General features: G+C 64.4%; 18 protein-coding genes. 10 read left to right on the top strand and 8 right to left on the bottom strand.

The window, feature by feature from the left end:
* Positions 1-58 precede the first annotated feature (58 nt).
* Entirely contained in the window at positions 59-1,021 is a 963-nt protein-coding gene (locus CK489_RS19965; protein ID WP_050631191.1) for an AraC family transcriptional regulator, read from the bottom strand.
* Between the two features lie 216 nt (positions 1,022-1,237).
* Here CK489_RS19965 and CK489_RS19960 point away from each other — a divergent pair, with 216 nt between their 5' ends.
* The 3 genes from CK489_RS19960 to CK489_RS19950 all read left to right on the top strand — a co-directional run bounded on the left by CK489_RS19960 (position 1,238) and on the right by CK489_RS19950 (position 3,677).
* Positions 1,238-2,008 (top strand): alpha/beta hydrolase, encoded by a 771-nt coding sequence (locus CK489_RS19960; protein ID WP_050631192.1) that lies wholly within the window; start codon positions 1,238-1,240, stop codon positions 2,006-2,008.
* A gap of 73 nt (positions 2,009-2,081) precedes the next feature.
* Positions 2,082-2,615, top strand: a complete 534-nt coding sequence (locus CK489_RS19955; protein WP_095733406.1) for a hypothetical protein — start codon at positions 2,082-2,084, stop codon at positions 2,613-2,615.
* A gap of 369 nt (positions 2,616-2,984) precedes the next feature.
* The gene (locus CK489_RS19950) at positions 2,985-3,677 is read left to right on the top strand and encodes an alpha/beta fold hydrolase (RefSeq protein ID WP_245350437.1); all 693 of its coding nucleotides are present in this window, start codon (positions 2,985-2,987) and stop codon (positions 3,675-3,677) included.
* A gap of 609 nt (positions 3,678-4,286) precedes the next feature.
* Here CK489_RS19950 and CK489_RS19940 read toward each other — a convergent pair.
* Positions 4,287-4,964 carry a cysteine hydrolase family protein gene (locus CK489_RS19940; protein ID WP_095733404.1) on the bottom strand — a complete coding sequence of 226 codons (678 nt, stop codon included), beginning with the start codon at positions 4,962-4,964 and terminating at the stop codon, positions 4,287-4,289.
* 201 nt (positions 4,965-5,165) lie between these two features.
* Between CK489_RS19940 and CK489_RS19935 the strand changes: the two genes are divergently transcribed.
* Entirely contained in the window at positions 5,166-6,179 is a 1,014-nt protein-coding gene (locus CK489_RS19935; protein WP_050631197.1) for a formamidase, read from the top strand.
* 138 nt (positions 6,180-6,317) lie between these two features.
* Here the strand turns inward: CK489_RS19935 and CK489_RS19930 are convergent, their stop codons facing one another.
* A complete protein-coding gene (locus CK489_RS19930) occupies positions 6,318-7,346 on the bottom strand; it encodes a YeiH family protein (RefSeq protein WP_198960963.1) in 1,029 nt (342 codons plus the stop codon).
* Between the two features lie 125 nt (positions 7,347-7,471).
* Between CK489_RS19930 and CK489_RS19925 the strand changes: the two genes are divergently transcribed.
* Positions 7,472-8,443, top strand: a complete 972-nt coding sequence (locus CK489_RS19925) for a LysR substrate-binding domain-containing protein (protein WP_095733402.1) — start codon at positions 7,472-7,474, stop codon at positions 8,441-8,443.
* On the opposite strand, the gene CK489_RS19920 is transcribed toward CK489_RS19925, so the two are convergent.
* From CK489_RS19920 to CK489_RS19910, 3 genes are all read right to left on the bottom strand, one after another.
* Entirely contained in the window at positions 8,391-8,612 is a 222-nt protein-coding gene (locus tag CK489_RS19920) for a hypothetical protein (protein WP_245350436.1), read from the bottom strand. The two genes, CK489_RS19925 and CK489_RS19920, sit on opposite strands and share 53 nt — an antisense overlap.
* A gap of 149 nt (positions 8,613-8,761) precedes the next feature.
* Positions 8,762-10,000, bottom strand: a complete 1,239-nt coding sequence (locus CK489_RS19915) for an ATP-binding protein (protein WP_095733400.1) — start codon at positions 9,998-10,000, stop codon at positions 8,762-8,764.
* Between the two features lie 149 nt (positions 10,001-10,149).
* Positions 10,150-11,433, bottom strand: coding sequence for an allantoate amidohydrolase (locus CK489_RS19910; RefSeq protein ID WP_095733399.1), 1,284 nt, complete (start codon positions 11,431-11,433; stop codon positions 10,150-10,152).
* Between the two features lie 371 nt (positions 11,434-11,804).
* Between CK489_RS19910 and CK489_RS19905 the strand changes: the two genes are divergently transcribed.
* The 5 genes from CK489_RS19905 to CK489_RS19885 are packed head-to-tail and all read left to right on the top strand — an operon-like array spanning position 11,805 to position 17,179.
* On the top strand, positions 11,805-12,914 hold the full coding sequence (locus CK489_RS19905) for a BMP family ABC transporter substrate-binding protein (RefSeq protein ID WP_095733398.1): 1,110 nt from the start codon (positions 11,805-11,807) through the stop codon (positions 12,912-12,914).
* On the top strand, positions 12,911-14,020 hold the full coding sequence (locus CK489_RS19900; protein WP_095733397.1) for an ABC transporter permease: 1,110 nt from the start codon (positions 12,911-12,913) through the stop codon (positions 14,018-14,020). Before CK489_RS19905 ends, CK489_RS19900 begins: the two co-directional genes overlap by 4 nt.
* Position 14,021: 1 nt before the next feature.
* Positions 14,022-14,948, top strand: coding sequence for an ABC transporter permease (locus tag CK489_RS19895; RefSeq protein WP_095733396.1), 927 nt, complete (start codon positions 14,022-14,024; stop codon positions 14,946-14,948).
* 18 nt (positions 14,949-14,966) lie between these two features.
* Entirely contained in the window at positions 14,967-15,650 is a 684-nt protein-coding gene (gene biuH, locus CK489_RS19890; RefSeq protein WP_050631206.1) for a biuret amidohydrolase, read from the top strand.
* A complete protein-coding gene (locus tag CK489_RS19885) occupies positions 15,647-17,179 on the top strand; it encodes an ABC transporter ATP-binding protein (protein WP_050631207.1) in 1,533 nt (510 codons plus the stop codon). The genes biuH and CK489_RS19885 overlap by 4 nt, the downstream gene beginning before the upstream one ends.
* A gap of 9 nt (positions 17,180-17,188) precedes the next feature.
* On the opposite strand, the gene puuE is transcribed toward CK489_RS19885, so the two are convergent.
* Entirely contained in the window at positions 17,189-18,127 is a 939-nt protein-coding gene (puuE, locus tag CK489_RS19880; RefSeq protein WP_050631208.1) for an allantoinase PuuE, read from the bottom strand.
* A gap of 1 nt (position 18,128) precedes the next feature.
* Positions 18,129-18,542, bottom strand: a complete 414-nt coding sequence (locus CK489_RS19875) for a DUF3830 family protein (protein ID WP_050631209.1) — start codon at positions 18,540-18,542, stop codon at positions 18,129-18,131.
* Between the last annotated feature and the right edge of the window lie 61 nt (positions 18,543-18,603).

Genomic DNA, 18,603 nt, shown 5'->3' with positions numbered 1-18,603 from the left:
TTTCTAATATTCCGAAATTGCGCGGACATCCGCTCTCGCCAGGACGCCTCGACCAAGCTCATTCGGCAACTTCGGCTTCCTGAGCGTCCCCTTGCCTTCCTCCGCCGTCAGATCGTCGAGCCGCACGATACCGGCCGGGCGACAGGCCGTGATGCCGGTGGAACAGCTTCGAGAACGCCGCCGCCGTCTCGTAACCGACCCGGCTCGCAATGCGTGCGATCGGCTCGTCGCTGGTTTCGAGCAGGAACGCGGCTTCTGCCATCCGGCGTTCGATGACGTAACGATGCATGGACTGGCCGACGAGCCTGGTGAAACGGGCCGAAAATGCCGAACGGCCGAGCCCCACGCGGCGGCCGAGGTCGCTCAGGGCCCAGGGCCGCTCCGGGTTTTCGTGGATCAGCTTCAGTGCGGGCCCGATGTGCGGGTCGGATATCGCTCCGAGCCACCCGCCCTCTCCGGGACCGAGAGATGCGATCCAGCTTCGGAGCACCTCGACAAAGAGCACTTCCGTCAATCGCGAAAGCGCGACGCGTTGACCGGGACGCTCAGTCGCAGACTCGCTCATCAAGCGGCGCAGGATTGCTTCAAGCCAACCATTGTCCGCCGTTGGCTTCAGCAAGAGCACGGGTGGAAGTAACTCCAGCACGTTGCCAAGCAGCGGCCGCGACACCGTGAAATTGCCGCAGAGCATGGCCGAGAGCGGCTTGGCACGGCCGCCGTGACGAATGAAGCCAAGACGCGGCGACGATCGATCGATATCCACGATCCGCAGCGGCTCGGCCCGGCGATCCGAATAAAACACATGGGGCTCTCCGCGCGTGATGACGACAAAGTCGCCCCCGGTCATCTGGATTTTCTGCCCCTGTCCGACCGCAAGGGTCGCTGCGCCTTGGCTGAGATAGTGAAACAGAGCGTAGGGACGCGCCGGCAACTCAAGACGCCAGGGATGACCCAGCTCGAAGTGAAAGAGCAGCGTCCCGCTCAGACGAACGCGATCGAGCACCTGCGCGAGTATGTCCATGCCCGCCGAGATTAGTCCTGCGGACGATTGGACACAACATGCGGACGATGGATCTCTATCGTCCGAAGGGGCCGTGGAATACCAGATACCGCCGCGGGCCGACGTGACGTGCGGCAACCATTTCGCCAACGGCAGATGGAAGAACCGCGACCTGCTGGAAACGCCTGCCCCATTCCCCCGGACCATGTTCGTCCGATACGTCAACAGGAACAATCGATGCGAAATCTCCTCCTCTCAGCCGCCACCATACTCCTGGCCGGATCGACATTGGTCGGCTCGGCCAATTCCGCCGAACTGCCCAAGGGGGCAGCCCACAACATCGTGCTGGTGCACGGCGCGTTCGTGGACCAGACCAGTTGGCAACCCGTCGCCGATATTCTCACGAAGAAAGGCTACAACGTCACGCTCGTAGAAAATCCGCTCACTTCGCTTACCGCCGACGTCGATGCCACCAAGCAGGCGCTCGCGAAGCAGGACGGCAAGACCGTCCTCGTCGGCCACTCATGGGGCGGCGTGGTGATCACGGAAGCCGGCAACGATCCCAAGATCTCGGCGCTGGTCTATGTTTCCGCCTTCGCGCCGGAGGTCGGCGAATCCCTGGCGTCACTGGCCAAGGCCGGCCCGCCGACGGAAGGCGGCAATGCGATCCATCCCGACGCGAAGGGCAATCTGTACATCGATCCCAAGGTGTTTCCGTCGGCTGTCGCGGCCGACCTGCCGCCGGAAATCGCCGCGCACCTGGCCAATTCGCAGCTTCCGTTGAACCACGTTGCGTTCGAAGCCCCCGTCGACATTGCGGCCTGGCATGACAAGCCGACGTTCTACGTCATCAGCACGAAGGACAAGGTCATCGCGCCGGAGGCCCAGAAGTCGTTCGCAGCCAGGATGAAGGCCCAGACGACGGAAGTCGCCGGCAGCCATGCCTCGCTCGTCGTCCATGCGAAGCAAGTCGCTGAGGTCATCGAAAAGGCGGCGCTCGCGAAGTGAGGGTACTGCTCCCGGCGCTTTCGCGCCGGGAGCGGTCACGACGCGAGCTGGACGTTCGAAGGGAATTTCCTGCATGTACTACAAGACATTTCTGGTCGCTATCGCGGCCTCAGTTCTTGCCACCGGCACTGTCACGTCAGCATCCCCCGCCGCCAGGCAAGAGCCGCTGGATGCTACGACCCTCAGCGCGATAAAATCGAAGTTCGGCAAACTGATGGAATTAGCCAACAAGCACGATTTCAAGGCTCTGCATGGGATGTTCTGGCAATCGCCTTCGACCCTGTTGGTGGCCAGGAGCGCGATCCAGTCCGAGGGGAACTGGGCCGGCTTTTGGGGCAACGAGGCGATTGACCAAAAGCTTCATGATATCGGCACCTCCGGCCCGGTCGTGCTCGAGCCGGATTATTCGAAGCTCAGGATTGTCGGCCTGACGCGCGACGTCGCCGAGTCCTACGTGCCGATGAACATCACGGTCTCTTATGCGGGGCAGGATGGAACACCCAGGCCGTTTCTGATGATCATCAATTGGCTTCGGATCGGAAAGGACTGGAAGGTCGCTTCCGAAATCATTCTGCCGGTGCCGCCCGCCCCCGCCGCGAAGGGCTAGGCGCTTCGATCCGGCTATGGCTACGCGCTAATGAGTCCGCGTCCTCAACCAAGTCGTGTATCCATAAATCCGCCCGTTGAACGACGTCCGCATTATCGCCAGAATCCGACAGAAGAGGCGCGATTGGTCATGTGGGCTTTGGGCCAATTGCAGATCTTGGCAGCAAAACGATGCGCGGATATCCTACAGGTTGCAATCCGCTAATAGTCCAATATTCCATTCTTCAAACAACAGGAATTTGTCATGTTGAATTGTGGAATTACTCGCCGTCGCATGCTTCGCAGTGCTGCAGCCGGCGGTCTCGCGGCATCAGCGGCCCCCGCCGTAATAGGTGCAGCCCACGCCCAATCAGCGCGAAAGACCTTCGTCTTGGTCTCGGGGGCTTTTTGCGGCGGCTGGATATGGCGCCGGGTCACTGACCGGCTCGAACAGAGCGGCAACAAGGTATTTGCTCAGTCGCTCACCGGTTTGGCCGATCGCTCGCACTTGCTGAGCAAGGACGTCAATCTGGACACCCACATCGCCGATGTCGTCAACTTGATCAAGTGGGAAGGTCTCGAGAACGTCTGCCTCGTGGCGTGGTCCTTCGCAGGCTATGTAGGCTCCGGCGCGCTCGAAAGCATAGGCGATCGCGTCTCATCGGTTGTGTGGCTTGATGCCTTCATTCCAGCCGACGGACAAAGGGGGGCGGACACCGCAGCCGAGCCGGTTCGCAAAGGCATACAAACTGCCATCGACAAGGGCGAGGCAGGTGTTCGTGGATCGACGACGTATCCGCCCGCTGTCGTTGCCGAACGCGATCGAGCGTTCGCCGAGTCCAAAGTGACTCCGCATCCAGTCGGCACCTATCTTCAGCCGATCAAGGTTACCGGGGCGCTCCAAAAGGTCGCGAAGAAGACCTATATCCGTCTCCCCAAATTTCCACAGCCGCCGTTTGATAAGGCACTGGCAGAATGCAAGAGCGACAAGTCTTGGGCCACGTTCGAGTTGCCTGATGTTGGGCACATGGCCATGCTCGACGCACCAGACCGCCTAAGCGAGTTGATATTGCAAGCCGCGTGAGCGGGATCGATCCTCTGTAACGCCGGGTGCAGACATTGTGCTCTAGTGCGATATGTCCGCCTTGGGGTCACAAGCCGACCATGGCGGCCCGCCTGATCCGGGTCGGCTCACCTCCCGAAAGCGGACGTTGGAAGGCTCTGAGCGATGGTCAGCTAAGGGCCACAAGGCGACATAAAACGAAGAAAGCCGCCGACAGCGGCGGCCTTACCTCCATGTCGCGCGGCCCCTTCCGAAACCCGGATGAAGAGTCTGAAACTCGTCCATAAACATGAGGCGGGCTTGGTTGAGGATACCCCGAGCTTCTTTCGAATAGCCGTATTCTTCGGCTTGAGACCAAAGGTCATAAACCCGGAGCATGAACTCTTGGTATCGTTCGGCCGGATCGACCAAATCGCCATACTTGTCTCGCTCACCCGCCATGCTGATCTCCGAAAGCAACAGGGAGTCACAGGAGCAGACCTTCCATAGGTCCGCAATGGGTCACAAGGCGATATCGCCGACGTCGGGTCGTGTGTCTGCTTCATCCTTGAAAGCGGGCGTTCCAAAGTTAGAAGTGCGACGCGAGAGGCAACACGCCTTGTTGGCGTCCCAGCCTGATTTCATCTTGCCCTAGGCAGCAAGCGCCTTCAGCACCGCGGCTGAATTGGTGACCCAACCAAAAATGCCGCCCTGAGCCTTGATCATCTTCAGGCCCATCTCGTGGAATTCCGGGAAGTAGGACGCGCAGCCGTCCGAGATCACGACGCAGCGGTAGCCGCGGTCGTTGGCTTCGCGCACCGTGGTGTTGACGCAGACTTCGGTGGTGACGCCGCAGACCAGCAGATTCTCGATGCCGTATTTTTGCAGGACGTCGCCGAATTCGGTGGCGTAGAACGCGCCCTTGCCCGGCTTGTCGATCACGATCTCGCTGTCGAGCGGATAAAGCTCCGGGATGATGTCGTGCCCTGCTTCGCCGCGGATCAGGATCCGCCCCATCGGTCCGGGATCGCCGATCCGAAGTGACGGCGCACCGCGTTCGACCTTCGCCGGCGGCGCGTCGGAGAGATCGGGCAGATGGCCCTCGCGGGTATGGACCACCAGCAGCCCGGCCTCACGCACCGCCGCGAGCACCGCGGCGATCGGCTGCACCGCGCGGGCGAGCTGGCTGACGTCGTTGCCGAGCGTCTCGCCGAAACCGCCGGGCTCCATGAAATCGCGCTGCATGTCGATGATGACGAGCGCGGTCTTGCTCCAGTCGAGCGTGATCGGCGCCGGCTCCGCCGCGATTGTCCCGCCTGAATTCGCCATGACGCACTCCCCCGAATGCGAGAAGATCCGCGCTTGATTAAGCAAACCGCGTGCCACTGAGCAATCACCGGCAGCTGATTTGCCGATCGTCCGATCCTGCTGGCATGATCGTTGCTAGCTGGGAGCTGGACCGGAGCCCGACCGAACGAAGATCATCGTTCGCGAAATGACAGCCGATTTCAAACAGGCGGGAGGACAGGCATGAACGGACTTGGCGGCCTCAACAAGTCACCCAATGGCGTCGTGATCGGACTGGTGCAGCTGCAGCTGCCCGTGGTTGCGACCAAGGCCGATCTGGCGCGGCAGACCGAGCGCATCGTCTGGATGGTCGGCAAGGCGCGGCGCAATCTCGCCACCATGGATCTGGTGGTGTTTCCCGAATATTCGCTGCACGGCCTCTCGATGGATACCAATCCGGAGATCATGTGCCGGCTCGACGGGCCCGAAGTCGCGGCCTTCAAGCAGGCTTGCATCGACAACAAGATCTGGGGCTGCTTCTCCATCATGGAGTTCAACCCGCACGGCAATCCCTACAATTCAGGGCTGATCATCGACGATCACGGCGAGATCAAGCTCTACTACCGCAAATTCCATCCCTGGATTCCGGTCGAGCCGTGGGAGCCGGGCGACATCGGCATTCCGGTGATCGATGGGCCGAAAGGTGCGAGGATCGCGCTGATCATCTGCCATGACGGCATGTTCCCGGAAATGGCGCGCGAATGCGCCTACAAGGGCGCGGAGATCATGATCCGCACTGCGGGCTACACCGCGCCGATCCGCGACAGCTGGCGCTTCACCAACCAGGCCAACGCGTTCCAGAACCTGATGGTGACCGCCAATGTCTGCATGTGCGGCTCGGACGGCTCGTTCGACTCGATGGGCGAAGGCATGATCGTCAATTTCGACGGCAGCATCATCGCGCACGGGACCACGGGACGGGCCGACGAGATCATCACCGCCGAGGTGCGGCCCGACCTCGTGCGCGAGGCGCGGATCAACTGGGGCGTCGAGAACAACATCTATCAGCTGTGGCACCGCGGCTATGTCGCGGTGAAGGGCGGCGCGATGGATTGCCCCTACACCTTCATGCAGGACATGGTGTCCGGCCGCTTCCGCCTGCCCTGGGAGGATCAGGTCAAGATCACCGACGGCACGTCCTGCGGCTTTGCCGCGCCGACACGGATGTTCGGCAAGACCGCGAAGGCCGCAGAATAGGCGGCCGGTGGCTCAAGCGGGATGCCTGCTCTTCGAACCGTCATCCCGCTCCAGCCGTTCGATTTGAGCATGATCTCCGCGCAAACGCTGCGCGTTTGTCGCGAGGGAAAACCGCTACACACTTTTCCGGATCATGCCCTACTTGAAGAAGTGCACGAGGCCGATGCTCAAGGCCAGCAGCAGCATCAGCGACAGCGTGACCGCGGCCGTCACCCGGCCGCCGACGGTCGACAGCACCCGCACATCGACACCGAGCCCGAGTGCTGCCATCGAGACGACGGTGAGGATCGCCGCCGTCCTGGTCACCGGCGCGATCGCGATGTCGGGCACCAGCTGGAACGAGCGCAGCGCGGCCAGCACCAGGAAGCCGATAATGAACCAGGGCACCAGCTTGAACGGGCTGATCGAGGCGGTTTTTGCAGTGTCCTCCTTGGCTGCGCCCTTGCGCCGCCGCGCCACGAACAGCGAGAGGCCGACCACGATCGGGCCCAGCATCAGGACGCGCACCAGCTTCACCAGCGTGCCGATCTGGGTCGAGACGATGCCGGCCGGCACGGTCGCCGCCAGCACCTGCGGCACGGCATAGACCGTGAGCCCGGCGAGAATGCCGTATTGCGTCGCGGTCAGCTTCAAGAGCGGGATCAGGAGCGGCAGGCCGAGCACCATCAGCACGCCGAGGATGGCGGTGAACGAGATCGACGAGGCGATGTCGTCGCCATCGGCCTCGATCACCGGCGCCACCGCGGCGATCGCGGAATTGCCGCAGATCGAATTGCCGCAGGCGATCAGGATCGCAAGCTTGGTCTTGAGCCCGAGCAGGCGGGCGAGGCCATAGCTCACCGCCAGCATGATCACGACGGTCGCGGCGATCGCACCGATCAGAAGCCAGCCCGACGCCAGGATTGCGGCGAAGCTGATGGACGCGCCGAGCAGCATCACCGCGACCTCGAGCAGCTGCTTGGCGCTGAAGGCGATGCCCGAGCGCCAGCGCTCCGAGGGCTCCCAGGCGGTCCGCACCGCCATCCCGAGCAGGATCGCGACCACAAGCGCCTCGATATAGGGGTGGTCGAACACCCGCTCCTCGGCGGCCTGGATGCCGAGCGAGATGACCGTGACCACCCCGCAGAGCAGAATGCCCGGAATGAGCAGGATGATGCCCTTCAGCATCCCCTGCTCCTGCCCTTGATCTTGTTCTTGTTCCGGCACGAAATCCTCTTTTCGGAGAAGATTTTATGCGCTCGGGCGGGCCTCTTGGCTAATATCTTTTCGGACTGCCCCGATAGAGAGAAGTTATGTCCCTCAACCTGCATCTGCTCCGCCTGTTCGCGGCCGTGGCGAAAAGTGGAAGTTTCTCCCGCGCCGCCGACCTCCTGCACATCAGCCAGCCGGCGATCTCCAAGGGCGTGCGGGATTTCGAGCTGCAGGTCGGCTGCCGGCTGCTCGACCGCACGCCGAAGGGGGTGCGGCCGACCCGGGAGGGCGCGGCGCTGGCCCGCCATGCCGAGACCCTGTTCGCGGCCGAGCGCGCCGCCGAGGACGAATTGCAGGCGCTGCGCAACCTCGACAGCGGCTCGCTGCGGATCGGCGCCAGCACGACGATCGCGACCTACATGATCCCGGAATATCTCGGCGTGTTCCACCGCGCCTTTCCCGGCATCGACCTGCATGTGGTGAGCGCCAATACCAGCGACATCGCGGCGCTGATGCTGGGGCACGAGGTCGAGATCGCGCTGGTCGAGGGGCCGGTCGAGGACGAGAACCTGACCAGCGAGGCCTGGCGTACCGACGTGATGGTCCTGATCACAGGCCCCGATCACCGCTTCGCGGCTGCCGCAGGCCCGATCGACGTCCGCCTGCTCAACGACGAGATCCTGATCGTGCGCGAGCCCGGCTCCGGCACGCGCGAGGTGGTGGCGCAGGCGCTGGCCGCCCACCGCGTCGAGCTCCAACGAACGCTGGAGATCGGCAGCACCGAGGCGATCAAGCAGGCGGTGGCATCAGGCGTCGGCGTCGCCATCGTGTCGATCGCGACGATCGACGATCAGGTGAAGCTCGGGAAACTGAAGGTCATCCCGATCAAGGGCGTCCATATCGAACGCACGCTGTGGCAGCTGAAATCGCCCGGCCGGCTCGACGTGCCGGCGGCGGTGGCGTTCGAGGGGATCATTCGGGAGGCGCGGGCCGCGAAGACGGCGCCGCGGATAGCTGCCGCTAGAGCGCGGCGAACAGACCCTGCGCCCAGGCAGCGGCACGCTCGAAGCTGAACACGCCGGGCTCGAAATAGACCGCGCGTGCCAGCACGATGCCGACCACCAGCACCCAGAACACGCTGGTGCCCGCGGTCTTCAGCCATTTCGACACGCCCTCGGTCGCGGCCGAAGAATCGACTGCGGGGACCGGCTCACCGAAGGGATCGAATGCGGATTGGCTCATCGTCGTAACCATCTGGACTACCCGCAGAATGTCGCGACGGCGGGGGCGAAAGCAAGGGTAGCAGAATGCCTTTTACGGCGGTACCTTGGAAGGACGTTTTCCGGCTTGAAAGGCCGGGAGGATTTCCTTCTCGGCGCTTCAATCCGCCGTCAACTATCGGTCCCGCGCTGCGGGGCCGTGCGCGGCAGGGTGATCCGCACGCGCGTCCCCATGCCCGGGGCGCTGTCGAGATGGAGCTCGCCGCCCAGCCGGTTCGTGACGATGTTGTGGACGATGTGCAGGCCGAGCCCGATCCGTCCGACGTCGCGGCGCGTGGTGAAGAATGGATCGAAGGCCTGCCGCAGCACATCGCGGTCCATCCCGCAGCCATCGTCGGCGAACAGGATTTCGACCTGGTCCACGCCCGATGCGCGCAGCCGGATCGTGATGGTGCCGCCCTTGCCGTCCGGAAATGCGTGCACCACCGAATTGACGAACAGGTTTGATAGCGCCTGGCCGTACGGACCCGGATAGCTGTTCATCACGAGACCCGACGGGCAATCGACCTCGAGCGCCAGATTGTTCTTCGGCAATGCCGGACGCAGGTTCGAGAGCACCTGCTCGGTCACCTCGCCGAGATCGAACGCGCTGCGGTCGAAATAGCTGCGATCGACCGCGACCTGCTTGAACGACTGCACAAGGTCTGCGGCGCGCTTGAGGTTGCCGACCAAGAGCGACGAGGCGCTTTCGACGACCTCGATGAAGTCGCTGAGGCTGGACCGCTTCAGCTTGCCGCGCGCAGCTTCGGCGGCGAAGTCGGCGCATTTCTGCTCCAGCACCGAAGCGACCGTGAGGCTGGTGCCGACCGGGCTGTTGATCTCGTGCGCGACGCCGGCCACCAGCCGGCCCAGCGCCGCGAGCTTCTCCGCCTCGATCAGCGACGCCTGGGTCTCCTGCAGATGATGCAAGGCCTTCTCGGCCGCATCGCGCGCGGCGCGGATCTCGCGTTCGCTGCGTTTGCGATCAGTGATCTCCTCGGCCGCAACGTTGACACCGACGATGCTGCCGTTCGGCTCGCGCTGCGGATGCCAATGCGTGATCCAGCATCGCTCGTCATTGTGGCCGGGGCGCTGGCCGTAGACCTCCACGCCGGTCACGGGTTCGCCGGTCTCCATGATCGAGCGCACGATGCCTTCGACCGCGGTGGCCAGCGCGGGCACGCAATCATGCACGGTCCGTCCGAGATGACCTTCGACCGAAATGCCGCAGATCTCGGTGAGGCGCTGATTGATCTGGAGATAACGGCAGTCGGGAGAGAGGTAGGCAAGACCGATCGGTGCAGTGTCATAGATCAGCTGCAGCGCCGGTTGTTTTGGGAACTGAACGTCGTGGACGACGGACGACCGCATGTCCTTCCCCCCGTTGGCGCCAAGTCTAGCGGTTCACGATGTTCCCGCAATAGGCGGAGCCGAGCCGGCAGTCGCGGTCGGCCTGTCCAGATTCGGCACGGGTTGAGGTTGGCGGAGCCGGGATCGGTACCTGCCGGCTCGCGGCAGCCTCAGCTATTCACTGTACCGTGCGCTCGGAAATTCTCGACGAAACGCAACAGCACCCGCGCGCCGGTGTCGGCGTCGGCGAGCTCGACATGCTCGGCCGGATTGTGGCTGATCCCGCCGCGGCAGCGCACGAAGATCATGCCGATATCGGCGACATCGACCATCGCCATGCCATCATGCCCTGCCCCGCTCGGCAGTTCGAACACGGCATGGCCTTCGCTAGCTACCGCCTCGGCGATCTGCGTCTTCAGCCACGGGGCGCAGGGCACGCTGCGGTTCTCGTGGGTGACGTCGATCTGCAAAGCGAGCTCGCGGCGTTTGGCGATCGCCTCGATCTGCCGCACGATGTCGGCGACGGCGCGCTTGCGATGCATGTCGCTCTGCGAGCGGATGTCCATCGTGAAGGACACCTTGCCCGGGATCACGTTGGTGGCGCCGGGCATGGCACTGATATAGCCGACGGTGCCGACGAGGCCGGCTTCATCGCTGCGGCAGAATTGCTCGATCGCAACGATGCATTCGGCGGCGCCGGTCAGCGCATCGCGCCGCAGCGGCATCGGCACGGTGCCGGCATGGCCGGCGAAGCCGGTGAGATTGGCGGCGAGCCGCGTCGCACCTGAAATCGCGGTGACGACGCCGACCGGCAGCGCCTTCTGTTCCAGCACGGGCCCTTGCTCGATGTGCAGCTCGACATAACCGAGCAATTCGCGGCGGGCACGCGCCGCCTTGCCGATATGATCCGGATCGAGCCCGAAGGCGATCAGCGCATCGCGCATCGTCGTGCCGGCGCGATCACGGGTGTTGAGCACGCTCTCGTCGAACGTGCCGGCGACCGCGCGGCTGCCGAGCAAGGTCGAGGCGAAGCGCACGCCCTCCTCGTCGGCGAAGCCGACGATCTCGATCGCGAACGGCAGCCGCTTGCCGCGCCGGTTCAGATCGGCGACGCAGGCGATCGCGGTGATGACGCCGAGCGGGCCGTCCCACCTTCCGGCATCGCGCACCGTGTCGTAATGCGAGCCGAGCATCAGCGCCGGCAGGCCCGGCCGCTCGCCCTCGTAGCGGCCGCAGACATTGCCGATCGCATCGAGATGCGCGCTCATGCCGGCCTCGCGCATCCAGGACAGGATCAGATCGGCCGCCCTGCGATGCTCGTCGGTGAGGAAGACGCGCGCCAGATGCTCCGGCGTCTCCGAGATCGCCGCGAGCTGATCGATCCGCGCCACGATTTCGTCGCCAAGGGAAGACGGGTTTGAGGACGGATTCGAGGACGGTTTTGTCTCACTCATGCTGTTTCCCATCGGTCCAACCCGGCGCCGGAGCCCGCTTCACTGGTAGCAGGCCCGGTCCGATTCACCAGCCGGCAAATGCCGCCGTCTGCGACGCTGCGAGCCCGGCTCGCAGCGACCGCTCGGCGGTTAGCGGTTGCTTAACGGCATTGCATACAACGAAGAATGATCGCCTATAAATTAGGCATGATTGATGTTGCTGATTCCAAAGGCGAACCACATCGATCATCATTCGTATTCACAATCAGCTACTTACGGAACCGTGACTGCCAAACGTGCTCTGGCACGAAGCTTGCGACACTCCATCAAGCGCTGCCGTTACGGCGGCTGCGACTAGGACAGGCGGACCGGCCCGCCGGAGGGAGCACGCGATGGATTTTGGCAGGATTTCAAGAAGGCATTTATTGCAGGGAAGCGCGGCATTGGCGCTTGGCAGCACGCTCGGCATTCGCGGCGCGGCGGCGGCGGAAACCACGGTCGGCTTCATCTATGTCGGGTCGCGCGACGACTACGGCTACAACCAGGCCCACGCCCAGGGCGCGGCGGCGGTGAAGAAGCTCCCCGGCATCAAGGTGGTCGAGGAAGAGAAAGTGCCGGAGACCGATGCGGTCGAGAAGACCATCGAGTCCATGGTCAATCTCGACGGCGCCACGCTGCTGTTTCCGACCTCGTTCGGTTACTACAACCCGCACGTCGTCAAGATGGCGACCAAGTTTCCCAAGCTGCACTTCGAGCATTGCGGCGGCCTGTGGACCGACAAGGACCCGAAGAACGCCGGCAGCTATTTCGGCTATATCGACGAGGCGCAGTACATCTCCGGGATCGTCGCCGGCTATTCGACCAAGAGCGGCAAGCTCGGCTTCGTCGCGGCCAAGCCGATCCCCCAGGTGCTGCGCAACATCAACGCGTTCACGCTCGGCGCCCGGCTCGCCAATCCGAAGGCGACCACCCAGGTGATCTTCACCGGCGACTGGTCGATGCCGGTCAAGGAAGCCGAGGCCACCAACAGCCTGATCGACCAGGGCGTCGACGTGCTGACCTGCCATGTCGACGGACCGAAGACGATGGTCGAGAACGCCGCGCGTCGCGGCGCGATGGTGTGCGGCTATCACGTCAACCAGTCGCCGCTGGCGCCGAAGGCCTATCTCACCGGCGCCGAATGGAATTGGGAAGCGCTGTACCCGAAATTCGTCAAGATGATCGTCGCCGGCGAACCGATCCCGAACTTCTATCGCGGCGGCCTGAAGGAAGAGATCGTCAAGGTCTCGCCCTATGGCGAGATGGTCTCGGCCGAGGCGCGCAAGCATGCCGACGACGTCAAGGCCAAGTTCATGTCCGGCGAATACACCATCTTCAAGGGCCCGCTCGTCGACAACAAGGGCAATACGGTGATCGCTTCCGGCACCGACCGCGGCCAGCAGGATCCCGAACTCGAGAAGATGGACTATCTGGTCGAGGGCGTGATCGGAGCCACCGCGTGACGACCGAGGCGGCGGAATCGGTGGAGGCGGCCGGCGTTGCTCCGACCGCCGATCCCGGATTCCTCCAGCGCTACGGCGCGAGCATCGAGTACATCCTGATCCCGGGCGCGGCGCTGGTCGGCGCGCTCGCGGTGTTCGGCGGCTTCATTGCGCTCTACGGCAAGAACCCGCTCGATCTCTATTTCTACATGTATTACGGCGCGTTCGGCACCTGGTTCTCCTGGCAGAACACGCTGACCCGCGCCGCGCCGCTGATCCTGACCGCGCTGTGCACGGCGCTGCCCGCACAGCTCGGCATGGTGATCATCGGCGGCGAAGGCGCACTCCTGATCGGCGCGCTGTCGGCGACGTCGGCGGCGCTGGCATTGCAGGGCGCTGCGCCGATCGTGGTGCAGATCGCGATGGTGATCGCGGGCATGATCGGCGGCGGCCTCTGGATCACGCTGTCGGGCGGCCTGCGGCAGTATCGCGGCGTCAACGAAACCATCTCGAGCCTGCTGCTGGTCTATATCGCGCTTGCCATCCTCAACCATCTGGTCGAGGGGCCGATGCGCGATCCGGCGAGCCTCAACAAGCCGTCGACGCGCGAGATCGGCGCGGCCAACATGATCGGCAGCATTCCCGGCACCGACGTGCATTGGGGCCTGGTGTTCGGCCTCGTCGCGGCCATTGCCGCCTATATCCTGATCTATCACACGACGTTCGGCTTCGCCGCGCGCGTTGCCGGCGGAAACATCCGCGCCGCCAAGATCGTCGGGCTTTCCGTCGGCAAGCTGATCCTCACCGTCTGCTTCCTTGCCGGCAGCTGTGCCGGGCTTGCCGGCATGATCGAGGTCGCGGCCGTGCAGGGCCGCACCAATGCCAACCTCGCGGCGGGCTACGGATTCACCGGCATCCTGGTCGCGTTCCTGGCGAGGCAGAATCCGCTCGCGATCATTCCGGTGGCGATCCTGCTCGGCGGTATCAGCGCTTCCGGTGGTCTGTTGCAGCGGCGGCTCGGCTTACCTGACGCCTCGGTGCTGGTACTGCAAGGCATCATCTTCGTGTTCGTGCTGGCAAGCGACGCGCTCTACGGGCGGATCGGCTTCCTGAAGGGAAAGTCCTGACATGGCGGATGCATCGCTCGGGCTCTGGACCGTCCCGCTCGCCGTGTTCGGCGGCGCCATCCGCGTCTCGACGCCGTTCTTGTTCGTCAGCCTCGGCGAATGCATCACCGAGCGGTCTGGCCGCATCAATCTCGGCCTCGAGGGCACGCTGGTGATGGGCGCGATGAGTGCCTATGGCATCTCCTATCTCTCCGGCTCGCCGTGGCTTGGCGTGCTCGCGGCCGGCATCACCGGCGCGCTGTTCGGCGCACTGCATGCCGGGATCTGCTCGCTGCCGCGCGTCAACGACATCGCGGTCGGCATCGCGCTGATGCTGCTCGGCACTGGCCTCGCCTTTTTCCTCGGCAAGCCGCTGATCGAGCCGACCGCCGCGCGGCTGCCGGCGATCGATTTCGGCTGGTGGAGCGATGTGCCGCAGATCCGCGCGGCGCTGCGCATCAACGTGCTGTTCCTGATCGGCGTCGCCATCGCGCCGCTGCTCTACTGGGCATTCCGGACCACGCGCTGGGGCCTGTTGATCCGCACCGCCGGCGAGAGCGCGGATGCCGCGCGCGCGATGGGCCATTCGGTGCTGCTGATCAGGTTGCGCGCCACCATGGTCGGCGGCTTCCTCGCCGGGATCGGCGGCTCGTTCCTGTCGCTGTTCTATCCCGGCAGCTGGAACGAAGGCCTCTCCTCCGGCCAGGGCATCACCGCGGTGGCGCTCGTCATCTTCGCGCGCTGGGATCCGATGCTGTGCCTATGGGCCTCGCTCGCCTTTGGCGGCGCCGCGGCGCTCGGGCCCGCGCTGCAATCGGTCGGCATCACCTCCGGCTATCATTTGTTCAATGCCGCGCCTTACATCCTGACCTTGGCGATCATGATCATCACCTGCTCGCCGAAGCGCACGCTGACCGGCGCACCCGCCGAATTGTCCATCACCCGATAGAGCCAGTGAGATCATTCCATGCCCGAGCGCTTCATCAAGTCCGAGCCCTATGCCTGGCCCTACAATGGCGACCTGCGGCCCGAGAACACCGCGCTCATCATCATCGACATGCAGACCGATTTCTGCGGCGTCGGCGGTTATGTCGACAAGATGGGCTACGACCTGTCGCTGACGCGGGCGCCGATCGAGCCGATCAGGAAGCTGCTCGCCGTGATGCGTGCGCAGGGCTTTCACATCATCCACACCCGCGAAGGCCACCGGGCCGACCTGGCCGATCTGCCCGCCAACAAGCGCTGGCGCTCGCGCCAGATCGGCGCCGGAATCGGAGACCCCGGCCCCTGCGGCCGCATCCTGGTGCGCGGCGAACCCGGCTGGGAAATCATCCCCGATCTCGCGCCGCTGCCGGGCGAACCCATCATCGACAAGCCCGGCAAGGGATCGTTCTGCGCCACCGATCTCGAACTGATGCTGCGGCTGCGCGGCATCGAGAACATCGTGCTGACCGGCATCACCACCGATGTCTGCGTCCACACCACGATGCGCGAGGCCAATGACCGCGGCTTCGAATGCGTGCTGGTCGAGGATTGCTGCGGGGCGACCGACAGGAGCAATCACGACCACGCGCTGAAGATGATCAAGATGCAGGGCGGCGTGTTCGGCGCAGTGACGAAATCCGCTGACCTGATCGGGGCATTGTCGTGATCATCGGCGAACCGCCCGCACCGTCAGGCGCGTTCGGCGTCGACGCCATCGCCATGACGATGCGGTTCGGTGACTTCCTCGCGCTCGACAATGTCGAGCTCAAGGTGCGCCCCGGCTCGTTCCACGCGCTGCTGGGCGAGAACGGCGCGGGCAAGAGCACGCTGGTGAAATGCATCATGGGCTATTACCATGCCACCGAGGGCGACATCATCGTCGGCGGTCGCCAGCAGAGCATCGCCAATCCCAAGAACGCGCATGCGCTCGGCCTCGGCATGGTCTACCAGCACTTCACGCTGGTGCCGGCGATGACGGTTGCCGAGAACCTGGTATTGGCGCGCGACGACGTGCCTCCGGTGGTCGACTGGCGCAAGGAGAAGAAGGAGCTCGAGGCCTTCCTGGCGCGGATGCCGTTCAAGGTGCCGCTCGACGCAAAGGTCTCCGACATCTCCGCCGGCGAGCGGCAGAAATGCGAGATCCTCAAGCAGCTCTATCTGAAGCGTCGCTTCCTGATCCTCGACGAGCCGACCTCGGTGCTGACGCCGGGCGAGGCCGACGAGGTGCTCGGCATGCTGCGCGCGATGGTGGTCGCGGGCGAATTGACCATCCTGATGATCACGCACAAGTTCCGCGAGGTGATGGCGTTTGCCGACGAGGTGACGATCCTGCGCCGCGGCAAGCTCGCCGGCACCGGCCGGGTCGCCGACCTCACGCCCGACGAGATGGCGCGCACCATGATCGGCGCCGAGCAGTTGACGGTGCAGCCGCCGCGCACCGGCGAGACCGGCGCAGCGCGGCTCGAGCTCGACAAGCTCACTGCGCTTGACGATGCCGGCGCGATTGCCGTGCACGGCGTCTCGCTGACGGTGAAGAGCGGCGAGATCGTCGGCATCGCCGGCGTGTCCGGCAATGGTCAGCGCCAGTTGGTCGAGGTGCTGGCGGGCCAGCGCGAAGCCGAAAGTGGCGTGATCCGCGTCCAGGGCGAGACTTACTCGGCGAGCCGCGAGGAGATGCGGCGGCACAGGATGTCGCTATTGCCGGAAGAGCCGCTGAAGAACGCCTGTGTCGGCGGCATGAGCGTCGCCGACAACATCGCCTTCCGCGAGTTCGACCGCGCCCCGTTCGCGCGCGGCGGCTGGTGGCTGAATCGCTCGGCGTTCCGCGCTGACGCCGAACGCAAGATCAACCGCTACAAGATCAAGACCCGCACGCCGGAGACGCCGATCGCGGCGCTGTCGGGCGGCAACGTGCAGCGCGCGGTGCTGGCGCGCGAGCTCTCGGGCGACGTCGAGGTGCTGGTCGCCGCCAATCCCTGCTTCGGGCTCGACTTCGCGGCGGTGGCGCAGATCCACGCCGAGATCATGGCTGCCCGCAACCGCGGCGCGGCGGTGCTGCTGGTCAGCGAAGACCTCGACGAATTGCTGGAACTGTCGGACCGGCTGGTCGTGATGTTCCACGGCGCGTTCGTGCACGAAGCCCGTGCGAGCGAAGCCGACCTCACCGAGATCGGCCGGCATATGGCGGGGCATTAGATCGGGGCGCTAGGCGATCTCGAACGCTTCTGCGGCGAGATGCCTGAGATTGGCGTGCCAGTGCTCGGCGATCTGAAGCCGGGTCGGCACCCAGACGTGCTCGTGCTTCGCGATGTAGTCGAGGAAGCGCATCAGCGCGGCGGCGCGGCCGGGACGGCCGACGACGCGGCAATGCAGCCCGACCGACATCATCTTGGGTGACGTCGCGCCCTCGGCATAGAGCACGTCGAAACTGTCCTTCAGATAGGTGTAGAACTCGTCGCCGCCGCCAAAACCCTGTGCGTTGATGAAGCGCATGTCGTTGGCATCGAGCGTGTAGGGGATCACCAGATGCGGCTCGGTGCCGGCAGCCTTGATCCAGTACGGCAGATCGTCGGCATAGGAATCGCAGAGATAGCGCAGACCGCCCGCTTCCATCAAAAGCCGCAGCGTGTTGATCGAGGAGCGGCCGGTGTACCAGCCGAGCGGCGGCGCCCCGGTCGCCTCGGTATGCACCGCGACGGCGCGGGCGATCTCCGCGCGCTCCTCGTCCTCCGACATGTCCTTGTGCTCGACCCAGCGCAGGCTGTGGCTTGCGATATCCCAGCCCGCCTCCTGCATCGCGGTGACCACGTCCGGATTGCGCTTCAGCGCCATCGCGACGCCGAACACAGTCGCCGGCAGCTTCCGCTCGGTGAACATCCGCCACAGCCGCCAGAAGCCGGCGCGCGAGCCATATTCGAACATCGTCTCGATGTTGGCGTGACGCTGGCCGACCCAGGGCTGCGCGCCCAGCACGTCGGACAGGAACGCTTCCGAGGCGCGATCGCCGTGCAGGATGTTGTTCTCGCCGCCCTCCTCGAAATTGACCACGAACTGCACCGCGACACGCGCGGCGTCTGGCCATTTCGGATCCGGCGGCGTGCGGCCGTAGCCGCGGAGATCGCGCGGGTAGCGGGCCTCGGTCACATCAGACTTCCTCGAAGCGGATGTTCTGCGCGCCCTTCCACAAAACGGTCTTGCCGAAGGCGGTGAGATTCTCCAGCCCCGAGGTCAGCGTGATGAAATGATTGCCGGCGAGTTGGCCCATCTTGCTGGCGAAGTGCACGCCGCCATAGGCGAGCAGGATTTCGGTCTCGCTGATGCCGCCGGGATAGAGGATGATCTGGCCCGGCGCCGGATAGCTGGTGTGGTTCTCGTAGGAGACGCCGAAATCGAGATCGCCGAGCGGCATCCAGACGCCCTCGCCGCTCCAGCGCACGTGGATCGCCTGGCTCTCGAACGGCATCGCCTTGCGGAACGCGGCGACCGTCTTCGGCGCCAGCTGTTCCTCGAAACGGGCGTCAAAGGTGAAATCGCCGGCGCGGACAATCAGTTTGCTCATCGGACTCTCGTGGGTAGCTGGAAGAAGTGATGCTCCAACCATTGCCGCCGGCCCGCGCCGG

It is taken from the genome of Bradyrhizobium sp. UFLA03-84 (genome assembly GCF_002289535.1).
Lineage (GTDB): Bacteria > Pseudomonadota > Alphaproteobacteria > Rhizobiales > Xanthobacteraceae > Bradyrhizobium > Bradyrhizobium viridifuturi.
The sequence above is the reverse complement of the archived record's forward strand: the minus strand, read 5'-3'. Positions and strand labels throughout refer to the sequence as shown.

What these genes read in the sequence shown, in the direction of transcription:
- CK489_RS19965 (WP_050631191.1), bottom strand. Translation starts at nt 1,021, where the DNA reads ATGGACATACTCGCGCAGGTGCTCGATCGCGTTCGTCTGAGCGGGACG.
- CK489_RS19960 (WP_050631192.1), top strand. Translation starts at nt 1,238, where the DNA reads ATGCGAAATCTCCTCCTCTCAGCCGCCACCATACTCCTGGCCGGATCG.
- CK489_RS19955 (WP_095733406.1), top strand. Translation starts at nt 2,082, where the DNA reads ATGTACTACAAGACATTTCTGGTCGCTATCGCGGCCTCAGTTCTTGCC.
- CK489_RS19940 (WP_095733404.1), bottom strand. Translation starts at nt 4,964, where the DNA reads ATGGCGAATTCAGGCGGGACAATCGCGGCGGAGCCGGCGCCGATCACG.
- CK489_RS19935 (WP_050631197.1), top strand. Translation starts at nt 5,166, where the DNA reads ATGAACGGACTTGGCGGCCTCAACAAGTCACCCAATGGCGTCGTGATC.
- CK489_RS19930 (WP_198960963.1), bottom strand. Translation starts at nt 7,346, where the DNA reads ATGCTGAAGGGCATCATCCTGCTCATTCCGGGCATTCTGCTCTGCGGG.
- CK489_RS19925 (WP_095733402.1), top strand. Translation starts at nt 7,472, where the DNA reads ATGTCCCTCAACCTGCATCTGCTCCGCCTGTTCGCGGCCGTGGCGAAA.
- CK489_RS19920 (WP_245350436.1), bottom strand. Translation starts at nt 8,612, where the DNA reads ATGAGCCAATCCGCATTCGATCCCTTCGGTGAGCCGGTCCCCGCAGTC.
- CK489_RS19915 (WP_095733400.1), bottom strand. Translation starts at nt 10,000, where the DNA reads ATGCGGTCGTCCGTCGTCCACGACGTTCAGTTCCCAAAACAACCGGCG.
- CK489_RS19910 (WP_095733399.1), bottom strand. Translation starts at nt 11,433, where the DNA reads ATGAGTGAGACAAAACCGTCCTCGAATCCGTCCTCAAACCCGTCTTCC.
- CK489_RS19905 (WP_095733398.1), top strand. Translation starts at nt 11,805, where the DNA reads ATGGATTTTGGCAGGATTTCAAGAAGGCATTTATTGCAGGGAAGCGCG.
- CK489_RS19895 (WP_095733396.1), top strand. Translation starts at nt 14,022, where the DNA reads ATGGCGGATGCATCGCTCGGGCTCTGGACCGTCCCGCTCGCCGTGTTC.
- biuH (WP_050631206.1), top strand. Translation starts at nt 14,967, where the DNA reads ATGCCCGAGCGCTTCATCAAGTCCGAGCCCTATGCCTGGCCCTACAAT.
- CK489_RS19875 (WP_050631209.1), bottom strand. Translation starts at nt 18,542, where the DNA reads ATGAGCAAACTGATTGTCCGCGCCGGCGATTTCACCTTTGACGCCCGT.